The organism is Candidatus Pelagibacter bacterium nBUS_27 (assembly GCF_051200985.1).
Classification (GTDB): Bacteria; Pseudomonadota; Alphaproteobacteria; order Pelagibacterales; family Pelagibacteraceae; genus Pelagibacter.
The window spans coordinates 56,053-76,258 of sequence record NZ_CP172845.1; the positions used below are offsets into that span (position 1 = coordinate 56,053).

Annotated in this window: 27 protein-coding genes and 2 tRNA genes; 17 read left to right on the forward strand and 12 right to left on the reverse strand. The window is 29.2% G+C overall.

The annotated features are described in order from the left end of the window. Position 1 precedes the first annotated feature (1 nt). The 3 genes from def to truA are packed head-to-tail and all read left to right on the forward strand — an operon-like array spanning position 2 to position 2,185. The gene (gene def / locus ACIJYG_RS00260) at positions 2-517 is read left to right on the forward strand and encodes a peptide deformylase (RefSeq protein WP_435088497.1); all 516 of its coding nucleotides are present in this window, start codon (positions 2-4) and stop codon (positions 515-517) included. A 3-nt stretch (positions 518-520) separates the two neighbouring features. After that, positions 521-1,444 carry a methionyl-tRNA formyltransferase gene (fmt, locus tag ACIJYG_RS00265; protein WP_435097100.1) on the forward strand — a complete coding sequence of 308 codons (924 nt, stop codon included), beginning with the start codon at positions 521-523 and terminating at the stop codon, positions 1,442-1,444. Further along, complete coding sequence (truA, locus tag ACIJYG_RS00270; RefSeq protein WP_435088499.1) at positions 1,445-2,185, forward strand: tRNA pseudouridine(38-40) synthase TruA; 741 nt, start codon at positions 1,445-1,447, stop codon at positions 2,183-2,185. On the opposite strand, the gene ACIJYG_RS00275 is transcribed toward truA, so the two are convergent. From ACIJYG_RS00275 to rpmH, 10 genes are read right to left on the reverse strand one after another with little or no spacing between them, the layout of a single operon-like run. Then, positions 2,165-2,656 (reverse strand): SET domain-containing protein, encoded by a 492-nt coding sequence (locus tag ACIJYG_RS00275; RefSeq protein ID WP_435097103.1) that lies wholly within the window; start codon positions 2,654-2,656, stop codon positions 2,165-2,167. The two genes, truA and ACIJYG_RS00275, sit on opposite strands and share 21 nt — an antisense overlap. Before the next feature lie 32 nt (positions 2,657-2,688). Then, a complete protein-coding gene (locus ACIJYG_RS00280; RefSeq protein WP_435097106.1) occupies positions 2,689-3,618 on the reverse strand; it encodes a histone deacetylase family protein in 930 nt (309 codons plus the stop codon). Next, positions 3,615-4,772 carry a succinyl-diaminopimelate desuccinylase gene (dapE, locus tag ACIJYG_RS00285; RefSeq protein WP_435097109.1) on the reverse strand — a complete coding sequence of 386 codons (1,158 nt, stop codon included), beginning with the start codon at positions 4,770-4,772 and terminating at the stop codon, positions 3,615-3,617. The genes ACIJYG_RS00280 and dapE overlap by 4 nt, the downstream gene beginning before the upstream one ends. Before the next feature lie 7 nt (positions 4,773-4,779). Beyond that, positions 4,780-5,610: a 2,3,4,5-tetrahydropyridine-2,6-dicarboxylate N-succinyltransferase gene (dapD, locus tag ACIJYG_RS00290; RefSeq protein WP_435097112.1), complete on the reverse strand. Its 831-nt coding sequence runs from the start codon at positions 5,608-5,610 to the stop codon at positions 4,780-4,782. 20 nt (positions 5,611-5,630) lie between these two features. Then, entirely contained in the window at positions 5,631-6,302 is a 672-nt protein-coding gene (locus ACIJYG_RS00295) for a pyrimidine 5'-nucleotidase (protein WP_435088504.1), read from the reverse strand. Continuing rightward, on the reverse strand, positions 6,299-7,165 hold the full coding sequence (argB, locus tag ACIJYG_RS00300; RefSeq protein ID WP_435097115.1) for an acetylglutamate kinase: 867 nt from the start codon (positions 7,163-7,165) through the stop codon (positions 6,299-6,301). The genes ACIJYG_RS00295 and argB overlap by 4 nt, the downstream gene beginning before the upstream one ends. Continuing rightward, a complete protein-coding gene (yidC, locus tag ACIJYG_RS00305) occupies positions 7,165-8,841 on the reverse strand; it encodes a membrane protein insertase YidC (RefSeq protein WP_435097117.1) in 1,677 nt (558 codons plus the stop codon). Before yidC ends, argB begins: the two co-directional genes overlap by 1 nt. Next, positions 8,841-9,092 (reverse strand): membrane protein insertion efficiency factor YidD, encoded by a 252-nt coding sequence (yidD, locus tag ACIJYG_RS00310; protein ID WP_435097120.1) that lies wholly within the window; start codon positions 9,090-9,092, stop codon positions 8,841-8,843. Before yidD ends, yidC begins: the two co-directional genes overlap by 1 nt. Beyond that, positions 9,092-9,433, reverse strand: coding sequence for a ribonuclease P protein component (rnpA, locus tag ACIJYG_RS00315; RefSeq protein ID WP_435097123.1), 342 nt, complete (start codon positions 9,431-9,433; stop codon positions 9,092-9,094). The genes yidD and rnpA overlap by 1 nt, the downstream gene beginning before the upstream one ends. Before the next feature lie 4 nt (positions 9,434-9,437). Further along, positions 9,438-9,578, reverse strand: coding sequence for a 50S ribosomal protein L34 (rpmH, locus tag ACIJYG_RS00320; protein WP_008545591.1), 141 nt, complete (start codon positions 9,576-9,578; stop codon positions 9,438-9,440). Between the two features lie 93 nt (positions 9,579-9,671). Between rpmH and ACIJYG_RS00325 the strand changes: the two genes are divergently transcribed. From ACIJYG_RS00325 to hisG, 14 genes are all read left to right on the forward strand, one after another. Further along, positions 9,672-10,394 (forward strand): TVP38/TMEM64 family protein, encoded by a 723-nt coding sequence (locus ACIJYG_RS00325; RefSeq protein WP_435097125.1) that lies wholly within the window; start codon positions 9,672-9,674, stop codon positions 10,392-10,394. 177 nt (positions 10,395-10,571) lie between these two features. Further along, entirely contained in the window at positions 10,572-10,772 is a 201-nt protein-coding gene (locus ACIJYG_RS00330; protein ID WP_435097127.1) for a hypothetical protein, read from the forward strand. A 97-nt stretch (positions 10,773-10,869) separates the two neighbouring features. Then, the gene (gene dcd, locus ACIJYG_RS00335; RefSeq protein WP_435097130.1) at positions 10,870-11,424 is read left to right on the forward strand and encodes a dCTP deaminase; all 555 of its coding nucleotides are present in this window, start codon (positions 10,870-10,872) and stop codon (positions 11,422-11,424) included. Positions 11,425-11,426: 2 nt separating this feature from the next. Next, positions 11,427-12,680, forward strand: coding sequence for a UDP-N-acetylglucosamine 1-carboxyvinyltransferase (murA, locus tag ACIJYG_RS00340; RefSeq protein ID WP_435097133.1), 1,254 nt, complete (start codon positions 11,427-11,429; stop codon positions 12,678-12,680). Beyond that, positions 12,680-13,078 carry a DUF2948 family protein gene (locus tag ACIJYG_RS00345; RefSeq protein ID WP_435097136.1) on the forward strand — a complete coding sequence of 133 codons (399 nt, stop codon included), beginning with the start codon at positions 12,680-12,682 and terminating at the stop codon, positions 13,076-13,078. The genes murA and ACIJYG_RS00345 overlap by 1 nt, the downstream gene beginning before the upstream one ends. After that, complete coding sequence (hisD, locus tag ACIJYG_RS00350) at positions 13,078-14,361, forward strand: histidinol dehydrogenase (protein WP_435097139.1); 1,284 nt, start codon at positions 13,078-13,080, stop codon at positions 14,359-14,361. Before ACIJYG_RS00345 ends, hisD begins: the two co-directional genes overlap by 1 nt. 2 nt (positions 14,362-14,363) lie before the next feature. Beyond that, entirely contained in the window at positions 14,364-14,579 is a 216-nt protein-coding gene (gene infA, locus ACIJYG_RS00355; protein ID WP_023649077.1) for a translation initiation factor IF-1, read from the forward strand. A 6-nt stretch (positions 14,580-14,585) separates the two neighbouring features. Further along, a tRNA-Phe gene (locus ACIJYG_RS00360) sits at positions 14,586-14,660 on the forward strand. An 87-nt stretch (positions 14,661-14,747) separates the two neighbouring features. After that, the gene (locus ACIJYG_RS00365; RefSeq protein ID WP_435086149.1) at positions 14,748-14,960 is read left to right on the forward strand and encodes a cold-shock protein; all 213 of its coding nucleotides are present in this window, start codon (positions 14,748-14,750) and stop codon (positions 14,958-14,960) included. A 225-nt stretch (positions 14,961-15,185) separates the two neighbouring features. Further along, positions 15,186-15,260: transfer RNA gene (locus ACIJYG_RS00370), tRNA-His, on the forward strand. Between the two features lie 4 nt (positions 15,261-15,264). Continuing rightward, positions 15,265-16,659, forward strand: coding sequence for a histidine--tRNA ligase (gene hisS, locus ACIJYG_RS00375; RefSeq protein WP_435097142.1), 1,395 nt, complete (start codon positions 15,265-15,267; stop codon positions 16,657-16,659). Continuing rightward, positions 16,637-17,689, forward strand: a complete 1,053-nt coding sequence (locus ACIJYG_RS00380; RefSeq protein WP_435097145.1) for an ATP phosphoribosyltransferase regulatory subunit — start codon at positions 16,637-16,639, stop codon at positions 17,687-17,689. Before hisS ends, ACIJYG_RS00380 begins: the two co-directional genes overlap by 23 nt. Further along, positions 17,690-18,535, forward strand: coding sequence for a sulfotransferase domain-containing protein (locus ACIJYG_RS00385; protein WP_435097148.1), 846 nt, complete (start codon positions 17,690-17,692; stop codon positions 18,533-18,535). Continuing rightward, positions 18,528-19,217: an ATP phosphoribosyltransferase gene (gene hisG, locus ACIJYG_RS00390; RefSeq protein ID WP_435097151.1), complete on the forward strand. Its 690-nt coding sequence runs from the start codon at positions 18,528-18,530 to the stop codon at positions 19,215-19,217. The genes ACIJYG_RS00385 and hisG overlap by 8 nt, the downstream gene beginning before the upstream one ends. Here the strand turns inward: hisG and ACIJYG_RS00395 are convergent. Continuing rightward, the gene (locus ACIJYG_RS00395) at positions 19,200-19,331 is read right to left on the reverse strand and encodes a hypothetical protein (protein WP_435097154.1); all 132 of its coding nucleotides are present in this window, start codon (positions 19,329-19,331) and stop codon (positions 19,200-19,202) included. The two genes, hisG and ACIJYG_RS00395, sit on opposite strands and share 18 nt — an antisense overlap. Positions 19,332-19,376: 45 nt before the next feature. Beyond that, positions 19,377-19,961, reverse strand: coding sequence for a hypothetical protein (locus ACIJYG_RS00400; protein WP_435097157.1), 585 nt, complete (start codon positions 19,959-19,961; stop codon positions 19,377-19,379). Positions 19,962-20,206: the final 245 nt, after the last annotated feature.

The following is a 20,206-nucleotide window of genomic DNA, read 5'->3' on the forward strand; positions in this document are numbered from 1 at the left end:
CATGGCTGTTAAAACTATAATCACTGAACCTAATAAATTACTTAGACAGATTTCAAAACCTGTTGAAAGTGTAGGTAAAGAAGAACAGCAACTTATGGATGATATGCTAGATACTATGTATGATGCTAACGGTATAGGGCTTGCAGCAATTCAAATAGGTGTCCCAAAAAGAATTATAGTAATGGATATTAGTAAGGATGAAAAAAAAGAACCAAAATATTTTGTAAATCCAGTTGTTGTGAATAAAGACCCAATTAAAAATACACATGAGGAAGGATGTTTGTCAGTACCAGAACAATTTGCGGAAATAGACAGACCAAGTAAATGTAAAGTAGAGTATTTGGACTACAATGGAAAAAAACAAATGTTATTGGCTGATGGATTGCTTGCAACATGTATACAGCATGAAATGGATCACTTAGAGGGAATACTATTCATTGATTATCTATCAAAATTAAAAAAATCTATGATCATAAAAAAACTATCTAAATTAAAATCAAATACTGCGATTCTTTAATTTATGGCAAAAAAGATAGTTTTTATGGGTACACCAATGTTTGCTGTGCCTATTTTAAAATCATTGTATCAAAATGGTTATCCAATTTCAGACGTGTACACACAGCCTCCTCAAAAATCACAAAGAGGACAAAAAATAAATAAATCACCTATACAAGGAATTGCAGAAACTTTAAATTTAGAGTTTAGAACTCCAAAATATTTAAAAGATAACAAGGAGGAGTATGAATATTTTAAAAGTATAAATGCTGATTTAGCAATAGTTGTTGCGTACGGACAAATTATTCCAAAAGAATTTTTAAGTTTAACTAAAAAAGGATTTATTAACATTCATGCATCTCTTCTACCCAAGTGGAGAGGGGCAGCACCTATACAAAGATCTATAATGAATTTAGATAAAGAAACAGGGGTTAGTATTATGAAAATAGCTGAACAGCTTGACACAGGTCCAGTGTGTAACACTTACAAAATAAATTTAGAAAATAATTTAAATGCAAGTGATATAGCTGATAAATTATCTTTAATAGCTGCAGAAAAAATATTAGATAATATTGACAATATATTGGATGATAAAGCTAAATTTATTAATCAAGATCATTCAAAAGCAACATATGCATCTAAAATTCAAAAAGCCGAAGGAGAAATCAATTGGAAAGATAATTCAAAAATTATCATTGGAAAAATAAATGGTTTGTATCCCACACCTGGTGCTTTTTTTATATACAAGGGCGAAAGATACAAAATTCTAAAAGCAGAAATTGGTAATGGGATTGGAAAACCAGGCGAGGTTGTTTCAAATTATTTAGAGGTTGTTTGCGGTGATAAACAAACAATAAAAATCAAAGAAATCCAAAGACAAGGAAAAAAGCCTCAAAATATTGGTGAATTCATGCTTGGATCTCAAATAAAACAAGGTGCAGTTATCTAAATGGCTAGGTATCAACTGCTTATTGAATATGTGGGTACAGATTTTAGAGGTTGGCAAATTCAAAAAAAAGGATCAACTATTCAAGGTCTTATACAGCAAAAATTGACAAAGCTTCTTAAAGAAAAAATAATCTTAAATGGATCTGGTAGAACAGATACAGGCGTTCATGCAATTGAACAGTCTGGTCACTTTGATTGTAAAAATAAGATTGCAGATTTAACAAAGTTTTTAAAATCAATTAATCATTTTTTAAACGATCAAGGTGTTTCAATAAAAAAAATAAGGAAAAGAAGTAATAAATTTCACTCAAGATTTTCTGCAAAACAAAGGATTTACAAATACATAATTTTTAACCAGATAAGTGCTCCAGTAATTGAAAAAAAAAGAGGCTGGCATGTAAGAAAGCCATTGGATTTAGATTTGATTAAAAAAGGTGCAAAGAAATTAGTAGGAACTCATGATTATTCTACTTTCAGGTCCTCTAGCTGTCATGCAAAAAGTCCAATTAAAACAATCAAATCAGTAAAAGTTAAATCATCAAAAAATAAAATAGAAATTGAATTTAATTCACAATCCTTTTTGCAACAACAGGTTAGGTCTATGGTTGGTTGTTTGAAATACTTAGGTGAAAAAAAATGGGATTTAAAGACTTTTAACAAAGCTTTTAGGTCAAAAAAAAGAATATTGTGTGCACCACCCGCACCACCTGAGGGACTTTTTCTAGCGAGAGTTATTTATTAGTTTTTTTTTGTTACTCATTGAAAATTTTTTATTTATTCGCCATCTAGACTCTGCTCTTACAATATAACCACAGCAATTTTTTGATTTACATTTGCAAGGAAATTGTTTGTAATTTTCATCATAACCAAATCCATAATCACAAGTAAATTCTTCACCTTTTTTAATATCTTTGATGGCTTTAACCCAAATTTTAAGTCCCTTACCATCATAATCACAATTATTATTGCAAGAGTGATTAATAAGACCCGCTGTATTCCAAGCAAAATCTCCGTCAAGATCATATCTTTTGTTTATAGTAAATAAATAAATTGGTTTTCCATTATCATATTTATCAGACTCTTCGGTTTGTTTTTTAGTAATTAATTTTCCAACATAATCAATTATTTTGGTTCCTTCTTTGATGTCTCTTGTAGCGTAAAGTCCTCTACCTTTTTTATCAATTACAGATTTATTAATTTTATACAATTTCATAAAGTTTTTATTTAGAGGGTTATTTAGAATTATCAATCAAATTCTATAAGAGCATCTACATGACGTTTAGTACTGTCTTGAAGTGCTTTAAGATCATATCCACCTTCAAGAATAGAAACAACATTCCCATTACAAAATGATTTGGAAAGTTCCAATGTTCTTTTTGTTAATTGATAAAAATCTTCTGAGTTCAACCTTAGTTGTGCTAAAGGATCATCAATATGTGCGTCAAAACCTGCAGAAAACAATAAAAATTCAGGTTTAAATTCTTTTAATTTTTTTAAAACATTCTCGTATGCATTTAGATATGCTTCAGCAGTGGTGCCAGCTTCAAGTGGAATATTAAGAATATTATTAAACTTACCTTTTTCTTGTTCTGAACCTGATCCAGGATAGTAGGGGTATTGATGAGTTGAAACATACAGCACTTTTTCATTATTGTAGAAAATGTCTTGTGTTCCATTTCCATGATGAACATCAAAATCAATAATAGCAATTTTATTATACTTATATTTTTCTATTAGATAATTAGCTCCAACAGCAACATTGTTATATATACAAAATCCCATTGCCTTATTTTTTTCTGCATGATGTCCTGGAGGTCTTACTGCACAAAATGCATTTTTAAATTCTTTCTGCTGAACACCATCAATGGCTGTAATTATGGATCCTACAGCATCTTTTGTTGCTTCTTTGCTTCCAGGTGAAACAACTGTGTCTCCATCAAGAAAAGCTAAACCATTTGTTGGAAATGATTTACCTACTAAATCTATATATTTGGAAGAATGTGTATTAATTAAAAAAGATTGATCAAATTTAGTTGGTTTTTTCCAAATCAATTCTTTGTTATTAATTTTCTTAAAGTTATCAATAACAGCTGTAACTCTATCAATTTTTTCTGGATGTCCTTCGCCTGTATTGTGATTTTGATAAGTATCAGAGGTAACTAAACCAGTTTTCACTTAAAATAATTTTGTAAAATATTTGAATAAATCAATGTAAGTTTTTTTAAATCAGACAACGAAACAGCCTCATCTACTTTGTGCATTGTTTTACCAACTAAACCAAATTCTAAACAGGGAGCTATTTTTCTAATAAATCTTGCATCAGAGGTACCCCCAGTTGTTGAGAGCTGAGGTTTAATTTTTGTAATTTTTTTAATGATATCTCTTATCATAAAAGTTGTATTATTTGGTTTTGTAAGAAATGCTTCTCCAGAAACACTATAATCAATTTTGTATCTTGATTTATTTTTGTTACTTATTTTTTTTATAATACTATCAATTTTCTTTTTTATAGAACTTGAAGTGTGCTTGTTATTAAATCTAATATTAAATTTAGCACTAGCCAACCCTGGTATTACGTTATCTGCAGAATTATCTATATTTATCTTAGTAATCTCAAGATTTGTTGGTTGAAAATTCTTTGTACCATTATCAAATTTAATTTTTTTTAGTTCATTTAAAATTTGTACAAGTGCAGTTGATGGATTATTTGCTCTTTGAGGATAAGCCACATGACCCTGAACACCCATAATTGAAAGTCTACCATTCATGCTTCCTCTTCGTCCTATTTTAATCATTTCACCTAATTTATTAGGATTTGTAGGCTCACCTACTAAGCAAAAATTTATTTTTTCTTTTTTCTTTCTCAAGTAATCGACTACTTTTTTAGTTCCATTGATTGCCACTCCTTCTTCATCTCCTGTAATTAAAAGACTAATAGAGCCATTAAATTTTCTATTATTCCTAACAAAATTACTCACCGCAGAAACAAATGCTGCGATCGAACTTTTCATATCATTAGCACCTCTTCCAATTAGATGTCCTTTTTTAACAGAGGGTTTAAATGGGTTTACTGTCCATTCTTTTAAATTTCCTGCTGGCACAACATCTAGATGACCTGCATAACAGAAATTTGGACTTTGTTTACCAAGTTTTGCGTAAAGATTTTTTACTGGTTTGCTATTCTTCTCTTTAAACTCTAAAATTTTAGTTTTGAACCCTAGTGTTTTAAGTTTTTTTTCTAAGAACTTCATTATTCCAGCATCAATAGGCGTCACAGATGGAAATTTAATTAGCTCCTTAGCTAATTGAAGTTCATTTATAGAAGGCATAATAAATCTATTCTCTTAAAAGATCGTTGACAGAAGTTTTAGATCTTGTTTTTTCATCAACTTGTTTAATTATAACTGCACAATATAGTGATGGGGCAGAGGCATTATTTTTATCAGGTAATGATCCAGGTACAACTACAGAGTAAGGAGGAATTTTTCCATAAGTTACTTCTCCAGTTTTTCTATTTACTATTTTGGTAGATTGTCCAATGTACATTCCCATACTCAAAACAGATCCTTCTCCAACAATAACACCCTCAACAACTTCTGACATTGCACCAATAAAACAATTATCTTCAATAATAGTTGGTAATGCTTGAGCAGGTTCTAATACTCCACCAATTCCACTTCCTGCTGAGATATGACAATTTTTTCCTATTTGGCAACAGCTACCAGCTCGACTAAATGTATCCATCATAGTACCTTCATCGATATAAGCTCCAATATTCACATAGCATGGCATTAGCACTGCATTTTTTCCAACAAATGATCCTTTTCTAACAGGAGAGTTTGGTACCATTCTAAATCCAGCTTTTTCATGATCTTCTTTTGTCCAACCAGCTGTTTTACCCTTTAACAAATGTGCTTTGTCATACCAACTACTGTAGGGACCATTTAAATTTTCCATTGGGTAAATTCTAAAGCTTAGAATTATAGCTTTTTTAATATGTTGATGAGTAACCCATTCACCATTAATTTTTTCAGCAACTCTAACTTTACCACTATCTAGATCAGCAATCATTTGATTGATTGTATCTTTTAAACTTTGCTCAGAGTCTTGGTTTACATTATCTCTATTTTCCCATGCTTCATTTATTATTTTTTCTATATCGCTCATATTTTTTTTAGATAGTTAATTTAATTGTTTTTTAATATATTAATTTCTTGAAGAAAAGAAGGCAAGTTCTTAATCTTGTAATCTATATATGGTTTGTCCGAGTCTTTTTTGGCAAAGGCTTCTTCATTTTCTAACCAACATGTTTTCATTCCTAAATTCTTAGCCTGCTCTAAATTGTGAGCGATATCCTCGATTAAAATCGATTGTTTTGGATCTAAATCAAACTTTTTAATTAATTTTTGATATGGATCTAAGTGAGGTTTTGGAACATAATTTGCATCAGTTATATCAAAAGCTCCATCAAATAAGCCATCAATACCAAGTTGTTTTGTGACATTTTCAACATGAGCATGAGAACCGTTAGTAAAAATAATCTTTTTTTCTTCTATCTTAATAAGCTCTTCTCTTAAAACTTCATCTTTTGGCAGCCAACTAATATCAATATCGTGAACAAATTCTAAAAATTCTTGTGGATTGATATTATCATGGTTCATTAGACCCGAGAGTGTTGTCCCATACTCATAAAAGTATTTTTTTTGAATTTCTTTTGCTTTTACAAGATCAACATTAAATTTTTCAGAGATAAATGAAGACATTTTTTTATCAACTTCAGAAAAAACCTGAGTTTGACCACTATAAAGAGTGTTATCAAGATCAAATATCCAGTATTTTATATTAACTAAATCTTTCATTGTCTTATCAGTGTTCCCGATCCTTTATCAGATAATAGTTCAAAAAGAATAGAATGGTTTTTTCGGCCATCAATTATTACAACACCTTTTACCCCATTACTTACAACATCTAAACAATTGTTAATTTTAGGAATCATACCTCCAGTAATTGTTTCATTATCAATTAAATCTTTAATTGAAATTGAATTAATTTCAGGAATTAGTTTTTGACTATCATCTAAAACACCCTCAACATCACTCATAATGATTAATCTTCTTGCTTCAATTTTCTTTGCAATGGAGCCAGCTGCAGTATCTGCATTGATATTATAAGTTTGATTACTTTCATCTAAACCTAAAGGTGCAATTACTGGAATCTTTTTATCATTAACAATTTTATCTATAATAGTTTTGTCAATTTTAGTGGGCGTTCCAACAAATCCTAATTCATCATTTTCTCTAATTACATTAATGATATTATTATTTTTAGAGTTAATTGTTTCACTATTACAAGATTGTTTTTTTAAAGCTTCAACTATCTCTTGATTAAATTCTATTAAAACTTTCTCGACTACTTCAATTGTTTCTTTTCCTGTAACCCGAAGTCCTTTAATAAATTCACTATTAATTCCTAATTCATTTAATTTGCTACTTATTCTTTTACCTCCACCATGCACAACGATAGGAATAAACCCCAACTTATTTAGTGTGGTAATATCTTTTATAAAAATATTAAATAAATTCTGATCAACTAGGACACTTCCACCACATTTAATAACGATATATTCGTCATTATATTTTTCTAAATATTTTTTTACTTCATTAATTGAGGGACCATCAAATGGTAGTATCTTTTTTAACTCTTCTTCTTTGACTTCCAACATTAAGTGGTTGTTTTAATGGTAGTTCTTTTCATAATGAACACTTGTTGAGCCATTGTTAAAATATTATTAACTGTCCAGTAAATTACTAATCCTGCGGGAAATGGTGCCAGTATTACTGTTAGGAAAAGTGGAAAGAACATAAATATTTTTGCCTGCATAGGATCTGTTGGAGCGGGATTAAGTTTTTGCTGAATAAACATTGATACACCCATTGCAATAGGCCAAGCACCGATCATTAAAAATGAAGGAACATCATAAGGAAATAAACCAAATAAATTGAAGAGTGATGTAGGGTCTCTCTCTGATAAATCTTGTATCCATCCAAAAAAGGGCATTTGTCTCATTTCAATTGTTACAAACAGTACTTTGTATAATGCAAAAAATACTGGAATTTGAACTAGTATAGGCAAACATCCAGACATGGGATTAACTTTCTCTTTTTTATAAAGAGCCATCATTTCTTGCTGTAATTTCATTTTATCTTCTTTATGAAGATCTTTAAGTCTAGCCATTTCAGGCTGTAGAGCCTTCATTTTTGCCATACTTTTAAATGAAAAGTTTGCAAGTGGAAAGAATGCTAGTCTTATACAAAATGTAATTGCTATAATTGCCAGACCATAATTTCCTAATAATTTAAAAAAGTAATCTATGCCATGGAACAAAGGTTTTGTAATGAAATACAAAAATCCCCAATCAATTGCTAAATCAAATTTATCTATATTTAGAGACTCTGCGTATCCATCAATTACGTCTACTCTCTTAGCAGCTACTATTACTTGCAATTTATCTTCGATACTCGAGTTTCCTTTTAATTCTAGAGGTTCTGTACCTACAAAATTAGCACGAAACTTTTCTTTATAATCAAATGTAGTCTTGAATTCTTTACCACTTGGTGGAATCAATGAAGTTATCCAAAATTTGTCTGAAATTCCAAGCCACCCCTTTTGAGAAGTTTTTGAAAACTTTTCTTCTTGAATATCATCATAATCTTCTTCAATTAATTCTTCATCTAATGTTGCTATTAAACCTTCATGAAGAATGTAAAAATTGGAAATGTCTGGAATTTCTTTTCTGATAATTTGACCATAAGTGTAAAAATCAAACTTTTTTTTAGTTGAATTGATTACTCTTTGATTAATTGTGAAAAGAAATTTATCATCTAAAGTTATTTCTTTCTCAAAAGTAATTCCTTGATCATTAGTCCATGATAATTTTACAGATGACCGGTCAGTTAATTTATTATTTCCAGATACAGACCAAACCGAATTAGAATTTGGAATATCAATATTTTTATCAGAAGTTATAAAACCACTCTCTATAAAATATCCATCTTTAGTATTTCTTGGTGTTAAAAGAGTAACTTTTTCATCACTATTTAAAGCTACATTATATTCTTTAAAAGTTAAGTCATCGATTGCAGCACCCTTTAAAGAAATCGAACCAACTATATTTTGATTTTCAAATTGAATTCTTTTATCTTGGTTTAAAGCCTCTTCTCTTGTAATTTCAGTTACAGTCTCTTTTTGATCTAAACTAGGCGCATCTGAATTTTGTTCAGTTTTATTTTTTTCAGCTAAGTTCTCTTTTGTAATTGGGGGAGGCGCAAAAAATAAGCTATATAAAATAATAACTGCAGCAGACAAAGAAATAGCTGCAATAACGTTTTTAGTATCCATTATTTTTTAGCTTTCATTTCTTTTTTAACTGGATCAAAACCATCTCCACCTCCTAAAAACTTCATAGGATGGCATGACAAAATTCTTTTTAAGCTCATAAAACTACCTTTAGCTAGACCAAATTCTTTTAAAGCTTCTATGCTATATTCTGAACAAGTTGGTAAATATCTGCAGGATTGACCAAGCAATGGACTAATAAGAAACTTATATCCTTTAATAAATTTAATTAAAATATTTGTGAAAATGTTCATTATTTAATTTTTTCTAAATCCTGAAATAGAGTTTCTTTTATATTTTTGTACTCATTGTTTAGCATAGTTGACTTAGCAATAACAAGATATGAATAGCTAAATTTTAATGTTACTTTTTTTACTGCTTCATTAACAATATTTCTTAATCTACGTTTAATTTTATTTCTTTTTACTGCATTTCCAATTTTCTTTTTGGTCACAAAACTAATATTTAGTTTATTGTTATCTTTGTTGGTTAGATTACCAAAAAAAATTGTAACGTATTTGTTAGAAATTTTTTTTTGCTTTAGTAGATTTTTGAATTCTTCGTTTTTTGAAAGAGCAAGTATTTTGCTTTTCATTTATCTAGACTGATACAGTTAACGATTTTCTTCCTCTTGCTCTTCTCCTAGCCAAAAGTTTCTGTCCACCCTTAGTCTTCATTTTTGATCTAAAACCATGTTTTCTGGCTCGTTTAACGTTAGATGGTTGATATGTTCGCTTCATAAAATGTGGTTAAAATTTATTATTTTTTCGCTCTTTATAGTAACTAAATATATAAATAGCAAATAGAAGATTATAGAATTAGCATTGTATTTAATGGAAAAAGCTAAAAATATTAAAATATTTGTAGGGTTATTTTACCTAATGGTTGTTTGTTTGTTTTTGTACTTTTTTTTTTCAAATTTTAGCCTTGAAGAAATTACTAGCTATGAATTTATCAAAAATAACAGAGATTATTTTTTTGAATTAAAACAATCAAATCTGATTTTATTTGCAAGTTTATTTGTTCTTTTTTGTATAGTTTGGACTTTAGCTGGTGGTTTTGGTAGCCCAATAATATTATTTGCTGGCTTTGTATTTGGCAATTGGTTTGGAACCTTTCTGCTGATTATTGGAATGACTATTGGTGCAACAGGACTTTATGTTTTTGCAAATTATTTTTTAAAAGATTTGATAAGAAAAAAATTTTTAAATAAGTTTAAAAATCTTGAATTTAAATTTAAAAAATCTGAATTTTTATATTTATTAATTTATAGATTTGTTGGAGGAATTCCATTTGCAATATCAAATGTCTTGCCATGTATATTTAATGTAAAAGTCTATAATTTTTTTTGGGCGAGTTTAATAGGAATGGTTCCTCAGTTGTTTATTGTAAGTTCAATTGCAAGTGGACTGGAAAAAATTATAGACCAAAATCTTGAAGCACCTGGCATAAAAGATGTAATCACTTCACCTCATATTTACATACCTTTAATTATTTTTTTGGGATTAGTAATTTTAACGATTATTGTGAGAAAAATATTTTATAAGAATAATTAAATTTGGTGCTCCCACCCTGTACTGACCAGGAAATTAGTCATTACCAATGACTTGATATACCATTTATCTATAGGAGCTTATTAACAAAATAATATTTATTGATAATAAAGCATTTTTTTCAAAATATTGCCTTAATTTTTTGGTTATTATGCTTTATATCTACGTGAGGAAAATTTTATGGGAATTCATTACGATTATAAATCAACCAAAGGTAATAAGCTTATGGAGAAGCAAGCTAAAAGAGAGAAGAAGCTTGCAGAAAAAAAAGCTAAACGTTTAGCAAAAGAAGGCCCAAAAGAAGAAGAAGTTAAACCTAAAACTTTAGATACCTCAAAACCAATTACATTGGACTTCCTTACTAATCCAGATAAAGAATGAATTCCAAAGAAAAAAATGAGCGTTTAAGCTTAGCGTTAAGAAAAAATTTAAAAAAACGAAAACTTTTTCAAAAAAAAACTAAGAAGAAAACTAAATAATGTCAGTTCTTTCAGATAAGTGGATTAGAAAAATGTCTAAAGAAGAAAACATGATTTCTCCTTTTGAAGAAAAACAAGTAAGAGGAGACAGTATCTCTTATGGGTTATCATCATTTGGCTATGATGCTCGAGTTTCTGATGAATTTAAAATTTTTACCAATGTGAACTCAGAAATAGTGGATCCTAAAAATTTTAAACCAACTAACTTTGTTACAAAAAACGTGTTAGAATGTATTATTCCACCAAACTCATTTGTTTTAGCGAGAACAGTTGAAAAGTTTAAAATTCCAGATGATGTATTAGTTATTTGTCTTGGTAAATCTACTTATGCAAGATGTGGGATTATTGTAAATGTTACACCTTTAGAACCAGGCTGGGAAGGGTATGTAACACTTGAATTTTCTAATACAACACCTTTGCCTGCAAAAATATATGCAAACGAAGGCGTTGCTCAATTTATATTTTTAAAGGGAAATGAAAAACCAGAAGTGACATATGCAGATCGTGATGGAAAGTATATGGGCCAAACTGGGGTAACGTTACCTAAAGTTTAGTTATGCAAAAACTAGAAGTCTTTGGAGCTAACAAGCTTAAAGGACAAATAAAGATATCAGGCTCAAAAAATGCATCCTTACCAATTTTAGCTGCAACTTTACTTTCAAGAAAAAAAATTTACTTAAAAAATTTACCAAGAGTAAAAGATATTGAGACGATGGTTAGTTTATTACAATCCTTAGGATCTAAAATTAAATTCGATCAGAATAACTTAGTCATTGATAATATAAAACAAAGCAAAAGTTTTGCACCTTACAGTTTAGTTAAAACTATGAGAGCAGGAATTTTAGTTCTTGGGCCTTTATTAGCAAAATTTGGTAAGGCAAAAGTATCTCTACCAGGAGGTTGTGCGATTGGTACTAGACCTGTTGACATTCATCTAGATGCTTTATCAAAGTTAGGAGTTAAATATAAAATTGTTCAAGGGTACGTTCACGCAATCGCAGCAAAAGGATTAATTGGGAATAAAATTCGATTTTCAAAAATATCAGTTGGTGCTACTGAAAACTTAATAATAGCAGCAAGTTTTGCTAAAGGAACAACTGTTTTAAGTAACTGTGCAATTGAACCCGAAATAAAAGATTTAGTTAATTTTTTAAAAAATATGGGATGCAACATTAAATGGACTAGCAAGCGCTCAGTAAAAATTGAAGGGGTATCAGAAGTAAAAGAAATTACCTATCCGGTTATGTTTGATAGAATTGAAGCTGGAACTTATTTAGTTGCAGCTGCTGTAACAGCTGGAAATTTAAAAATAAAGAATATTGTCCCAAAAATAATCCAAACAGAAATTAATACTTTAAAAAAAATAGGTGCAAAAATTAATGTTAAGAAAGATGAAGTTCACATTATTGGTAATAAAAAGGTTAAAAGTACGAACATCAAAACAGCACCATATCCTGGTTTCCCAACTGATTTACAGGCTCAAATAATGGTATTGTTGTGTAAAGCTAACAGGCAATCTGTGATTAAAGAGGATATTTTTGAGAACAGATTTATGCATGTTGCTGAATTGAATCGAATGGGTGCTAAAATTTCTACTAATGGCAATACTGCTAAAGTTACTGGTAACATTAATTTTGCGGCAGCTGAATTGATGGCAACAGATCTGAGAGCTTCTGTTTCATTAATTTTAGCAGCCTTAACAACAAAAGGAAAATCAGTGATTAATAGAATTTATCATCTTGACCGTGGATATGAAAATATAGAAAAGAAACTAAAAAAAGTTGGAGCAAAAATTAGAAGAGTTAATTAATGGATAAGAAATATTTAGCAAAAATTATAGCTTCGGATAATGAAGGTTTACAAATGATTTCAGCTTGTACTGCTGGGGCAAAGGTTAAAGTTTCAGATATAAAATACCTAGCAGAAAATAAAGTTTTCTTGATATCAGTTGAGAGAACCAAAATTGAAACTGACCAGGATGATAAGAAAATTAACAGCATTTGCAGGTTTGATTGTGTAGATAAAGTTAAATCTAAAAATATAGATCAAAAAAATGAAGATTTAGTTTTAGAATTGATAGCAATAGATTATCTAAAAAATAATGATGATTATGAGATTAATTTAATTTTCAACAATAATGCTCACATTGCTTTGACTACAGAAACAATTGAAGTAAGACTGGAAGATCAAAACGAAATTAAAGATTAATGAAAATATTAAACAGCAATAGTAAAAATTTTGATAAAAACTTAGATAGTTTACTTTTACAAAGAAAGAAAAAAGTTCAATCCAATTCAGTTTCAGTTTCAAGTATTATTAAAGATGTAATAAAAAATGGAGATAAGGCTTTAGTAAAATATGAAAAAAAATTTAATCAAAACACTTTAATTATTCCTTCTCAAAAACAAATTTCTAATTCAATAAAATCACTTGATAAAAAAGTGAAGAAAGCAATTGATATTGCCTATAATAGAATTTACAAATTTCATTCACTTCAAAAATTTAAGAATATTTCTTACGTCGATAAGTATAAAAATAAACTTGAGTATAAATATATTCCTTTAGAATCTGTTGCAATTTATGTGCCTGGCTCAACAGCTTCATATCCATCTAGTGTATTAATGAATGCTATCCCAGCAATTGTTGCAGGAGTTAAAAGAGTTGTAATGATTAATCCAGGATTTAAAGGAAAACAAAATCCAGCAGTATTATATGCGGCACATAAATGTCAAATTAAAGAAATTTATTCAATAGGTGGACCTTCTGCAATTGCAGCAGTAGCTTATGGAACAAAGAAGATTAAAAAAGTTAATAAAATAGTAGGCCCTGGTAATGCTTATGTAGCAGCTGCTAAAAAAGAGGTTTTTGGTGATGTTGGAATTGAGGGAATGACTGCAGGCCCTTCAGAAGTCACTATTGTTTGTGATAAATTTTCAAATCCAGAATGGGTTGCAAGCGATTTAATCGGACAAGCAGAACATGATAATCTTGCACAATGTATTTTAATTTCAAAAGATAAATCTTTAATAGATAAAGTTAAAAATGAAATTTCTAAACAATTAAAAGAAATTCCAAGATCTTCTATTGCAAGACAAAGCTTATCAAGTAATGGAATTTTAATGCATATTAATTCTGATAAGAAAATAATTGATGTGGTGAATAAAATAGCACCTGAGCACTTAGAATTAAATGTTAAAAATTATAATTCTTATGTGCCAAAAATTAAAAACTCAGGATCTATTTGTCTTGGAAAATATGCTGTAATGGCAATGACAGACTATAATGTTGGTTCAAACCACATATTGCCAACCAATGGTTCAGCAAAATATTCAAGTGGAGTAAGTGTGAATGAATTTTATAAACGGATTTCTTATATAAACTTATCTAAAAAGGGTATTGAAAGTCTTGGTCCTTCAGTTATAACACTTGCAAATTATGAAGGATTAGCGGGACATGCTCAATCTGTTAAAAAAAGAATTAGGAGAAAATAAAATTGTCTAAACAAGATTTGCTTGAATTTAAAGGAAAGGTCATGGATCTACTTCCAAACGCAATGTTTAGAGTTAAGCTGGAGAATGGGCATACGGTTACAGCTCACACTGCTGGTAAGTTAAGAAAAAATAGAATTAGAGTATTGCAAGGGGATAACGTGACTGTAGAGATGACACCTTATGACCTTACAAAAGGCAGAATAATCTTTAGAGGTTAATTTTTTGCCTCGGTAGCTCAGGAGTAGAGCAGAGCCCTGAAAAGGCTTGTGTCGGAGGTGCGAATCCTTCCCGAGGCACCACCATCATTAACTTTTTTCATCTTGAAATTATTAAAAAATCAAATTAGCTTTATAAAATAATAAATAACATAGGGGCTAAGAAATAAGATGAGCACACTAACTGGTAAAATTAAATGGTATAACGGAGCAAAGGGCTATGGTTTCATCGAAAGAGATGACAAAGAAAAAGATGCCTTTGTTCACGCATCAGCAGTAAAAGAAGCTGGAATGAGATATCTAAATGAAGGTGATAAACTTGAGTTTTCACTTGAGGATGGTCCAAAAGGGCCTTCTGCAGTTAATCTAAAAAAAATAGACTAATATTAAAAATATTTCAAAGGGTGTTAAATCTTTAAAATTGATTAACGTCCTTTTTATTTTTACTTGAATAATGACAATTATTGTCTAAAAGACTGTCCATGATTATAAATATTACATACAGAGAGACTTCAAGAAGCACTCATAGAATCTGTTTCCATAGCCTGTAGGCTATTTATTTATAATATAATTTTTAATCCACACAAAAATAATATAAAAACAAGGAATGCCTGGGTGGTGTAACGGTTAGCACGAAAGTTTGTGGAACTTTAAGTTTGAGTTCGATTCTCAGCCCGGGTACCAAAAAATGAATAAAGAAAATAAATTAGTACCTGGATTACCTTCAGGTTTTGAAGATCGTTGGGATAAAAAACTTCTTCTCAAAAAAAAGCTATTAAAAGCTATTGAGAATAATTTTATCAAGTTTGGAGCAGAAGCTCTTGAAACCCCTTCGTTTGAAATAAGTGAAAACATAGGATCTTTTCTAGCTGAAGACGAAGCTAATCCTATGTCTGATGTATTCTCATTTCAAGATGGTGAAAAAAACATCACTCTTCGTTATGATCTATCAAGTCCACTCGCAAGATTTGTTGCACAAAACAATCAGGAACTGCCTTCTATTTATAAACGTTATGCTATTCAAAATGTATTTCGTAACGAAAAAGCAGGAAATGGCCGATACAGGGAATTTATGCAGGCTGATTTTGATATTGTTGGAAATGTTAATCCTGCACAAGCAAATGCTGAACTTTGCAACTTAATATCAAGCACATTATCAGATTGTGGCTTAAACAAAGATCAATTCACAATAAATGTGAGTAATAGAAAAATAGTTCAAGGCTTAATTGATGAATTAAAAATTTCTGAAGAAAAACAAACTAAAGTCATTAGAGCAATTGACAAACTAGACAAACCTGGTTTTGGATTAAAAGGAGTTGAGGATTTACTCAAAAAAGAGAGAAAAGACCAAAGTGGAGCTATCACTAAAGGTGCAGAATTATCAGATGATCAAGCTGAACAAATATTAAATTTTTTAAAAATAAAAGATTTAAAAGAATTAAAAGAAACTCTAAAAAATCCATTATCTCAAGAAGGTATAAGTGAATTAGAAAATGTATTTGAAATACTTGGATATGGATCAAACTTAAATCAAGTTAAGACAAATTTTACAATTGTTAGAGGTTTAGCTTATTACTCAGATTTTATTGTAGAGACCAACTTAAATTTTAAAGTCACAAATAACAAAGGTAAAGAAGTAGATATTGGAAGTATATGTTCAGGTGGAGCTTATGCAAAATTGATATCAAGATTTAGAGGAGTTGATATTCCAGGAACAGGAATAAGTTTTGGTGTAGATAGATTGCTATTTGCTTTAATGCAGTTAGATCAAATTAAGGTTGAGGATCAAAAACCAGTTTTGGTTTGTGTCATGGATCAAAAATACTTGAAGAATTATTATGAATTAGTTGATCAGTTAAGAGACAATAATATTAATGCTGAAATTTTTTTAGATAGTAAAAAAAATCTAGGTAAGCAATTAACCTTTGCAAATAAACGTGAATTACCAGTCGCAATTATTTGTGGAGAAAACGAGTTTAATGATAACACTGTAACTATTAAGAACCTTCGAGGTGTAAAGGGTGAAAACAATCAAACAATTCCAAAAGCTGATTTAATTAATGAAGTCAAAAAACTTATCTGAAAATATCCTTAGATCGGTCAAATCTAAAGGATTTAAGTATATTGATTTACCCTCTGTAATTGAGGCTAATCATATTGTTCAAAGATCAGGTGAAAACTTTAGAAAGTTTATTTTCTCTTTCATTGATCAAAATGGTAGTGAGCTTTGCCTACGACCCGATTTAACTATTGCATCATGTCTTAGATATTTAGAGAATAATTTGAAAGGCAAAGAGAAGATTTTTTATAGCGGTCAGGCTTATAGAAAATCACAAAACAAAAAAGATTCTATAATAAGAGATCAAGTAGGTTTTGAGATCATAGGATCCAAAGATGAGAAGAATGATGATAAAGAAATCATAAATACTTCTCTAAAATCTCTACAAAATATTAAATATACATCAGGTACATTGACAATCGGTAATGTTGAAATCTTTAATTTATTAATTTCAAAACTAGATATTCCAAAACGTTGGAAGTTAAGATTATCAAGGCATTTTTGGAGAGAGAGATATTTTAATGATCTATTAAAAAGATTAGAGACTAATTCAGATGTAGACCCAACCATTGTTGAGATTGATAAAAAAAGATATTTTAAAATGTTAAAAGAAGATCTATCTAAAGTTATCGCAGGAAGGTCAATTAACGAAATTTTAAAAAGATTTGATAATAAAATTAGAGACCCACGAGGAGCAAAAAAAGGTGAAAATGTATCAAAGATTATTAAAGAGTTTTTAAAAATTAAATGCCCAATTAATAAAGCCGCAAGTGAGTTAAATAAGTTTTTTAAAAAGAATAAGATCAATTTAATAGTTGATCAGAAATATTTTCCAACTTCAGAGAATAAAATATCAAAACTTAATGTTGTCTTCTCTGCTTCATTCGGACGACAATTAGAATACTACACAGGAATGGTATTTAAAATTGATATCAAGTCTAAGTCAAAGAACAGAAATATAATTAATGGTGGAAGATATGATAAATTAATTTCTGATCTTGGCTCTAAAAATCAAGTAGCAGCAGTTGGAGCTGCTTTAAATTTAAATTATTAAATGATTATTTGGCTTTCATCATATCCAAAGAGTGGAAATACATGGCTTAGATCTTTATTGGCATCTTATTATTTTTCTAAAGAGGGAGATTTTAATTTTAACTTGCTAAAAAATATTGATCAATTCCCAAGCTTTAATCATTTTAAAGATTATGATAAAATTTTCCTAAATCCCACAGATACAGCAGAATTTTGGATTGAAGAACAAAAAAAAATAAATTCTGATAGAAAAATTAAATTTTTTAAAACTCACAATGCATTATGTAAAATTAATAAAAATAGTTTTACAGACAGTAACAATACTCTAGGGGCCATATATATTATTAGAGATCCAAGAAATGTTATAACTTCTGTTGCTAACCATTATGAGCTTAATCTTGATCAAGCATTTGAATTTATGACTACAGAACAAAAAGCAATTATTCAAAAAAAAGAAAATAGCTATGTAGGTTTTGTCGCGTTATTTTCTTGGGTTTTTCATCAAGCAAGCTGGGTAAATAATAAGTTGTTTCCAACATTGGTAATTAGGTATGAAGATCTTCAAAATGAAACTTTTTTAACTTTTAAAAAAGTAATAAATTTTATAAATAATTTAAATAAGTCAAAAAGCTATTTTAAAAGAGAAAAAGCAAAAAAAAGTATTCAAAGTTGTGATTTTGAAAGACTTAAAAAATTAGAAACAAATGAAGGTTTTAATGAGTCTTCAATATCAAAAAAAGATAACTCAAGAATTAATTTTTTTAAACTTGGAAAAGACAATGATTATAAGAAATTATTAAACAAAGATTTAATTACTAAAATGAATATAAAATTTAAAGATGAAATTAAAAAATTTAATTATGAATAAAGTCATTAATATTGGTATTCCTAGTAAAGGTAGACTTAGAAAAGATATTCTAAAGATCTTTAAAAAGAATAAACTAGATCTGATATCTGAACGAGGTGAAAGAGATTTATTGGGCTCCATCAAGCAATTAAAAAATATTAAAGTTTTGTACCTTCATGCTAGAGAAATTATAGAAAGACTTGGAGATGGTTCATTAGATCTTGGTTTTTCTGGGTATGATTTATTAAAAGAGAGTGAAGTAAATATTCAAAATAAAATCAATGTATCTAAAAGATATGATTTTGGAAAAGCAACTTTGGTTGTGGCTATACCTGATCCTTGGATTGATGTTCAAACAGTTGCAGATTTAGAGGAGATTGCATTTGAGTTTAAGGATAAAAAGAAGAAAAGATTAAGAGTTGCAACTAAATATCCAAATCTAACTAGAGAGTTTTTATTTTCAAAAGGGGTAACACAATTTAAACTAGTAGGAAGTTTAGGGGCAACAGAAGCTTATCCTTTTACTGGATCAAGTGAAATTATCACAGACATTACTTCTACTGGAGAAACTTTAAGAGCTAACAATCTTCGTATTTTAAAAGATGGTGAGATCTTAGAGTCCGTAGCTTGTATGATGACGTCAAAATCATCTATTAAAAAGCCAGAAGTTAAAAGACTGGTTAAATTACTTTCTAAGAATTAGATCTTTCCAATAAATTAAAATAATCTTAATAATATCAAGGTTTCTAGCAACAGCATAAAGTGCAATTACAGCCCCAATAATAAACACAATTTTTAAGATTAGTAATAATTCCATAAGTTAAATTTATCTTATTAAAAGAAGAGATGAAACAAATAAAAATTAGCTAACATATTTATCTATATTTTCTGAACCTATGCACAAATCATAAGCCTCACTTATCTTTTCTGGATATCTTTCTAAATTCCACTCATTTGAAGTAACATCAAAATATTTTTCAACTTCAAATTCTTTATCATTCATTAACTCAATACTAAAAATTTTACTTGAATTATAAGCTTCCATTATTTCATCAGAAAAATTACCTAGCTCATATGATTTTGGCGAAGTTAACATTACAAAATGTGCTCTGTTGTTCAATGCAGGTGATACAACTACTATATCAGCAGTATTCATAATTCTTTCTTCATTTGTTTTTATAGGTATCCTCTTTCCCTCTAATTTATGAATTTCATTTGGTACATTAAATGTAAGAAATGAAAAAAGTACATTTAAAGATCTGCAATTTCCTTTTTTGAGTATAAATCTTAACTTATCTCCATGAACTATTTCGCCTGGTACTGATGCAATAATCATGTCATGAAAAGATCTAACTTCCCATTCGTCTTCTTCAGCTTGTGCTTGATAAGCAATAACCAGTAAGAATAGAAATAAATGTAGTGATATAAAGATTGCAAAGCGTTTCATGATTTAAGCTCCACGTTAATGCCATTCTTTTTAAGAACTTTAATTATTTTGTCCCAAATAATAGCATTATGGGTACTAGGACTGATTTCAAACTTGAAGGTTTTTTTATAAACTGGGCTACAGTTATCGTAAGCAACATAAGCACTTACATGACAGTATTTGCAAATACGGTCTATTTCCATATATCGGAACTCCTATTATTAGTTGATTTTTTTAAGATTAGTAATTTGTAATTAGTAATGGTT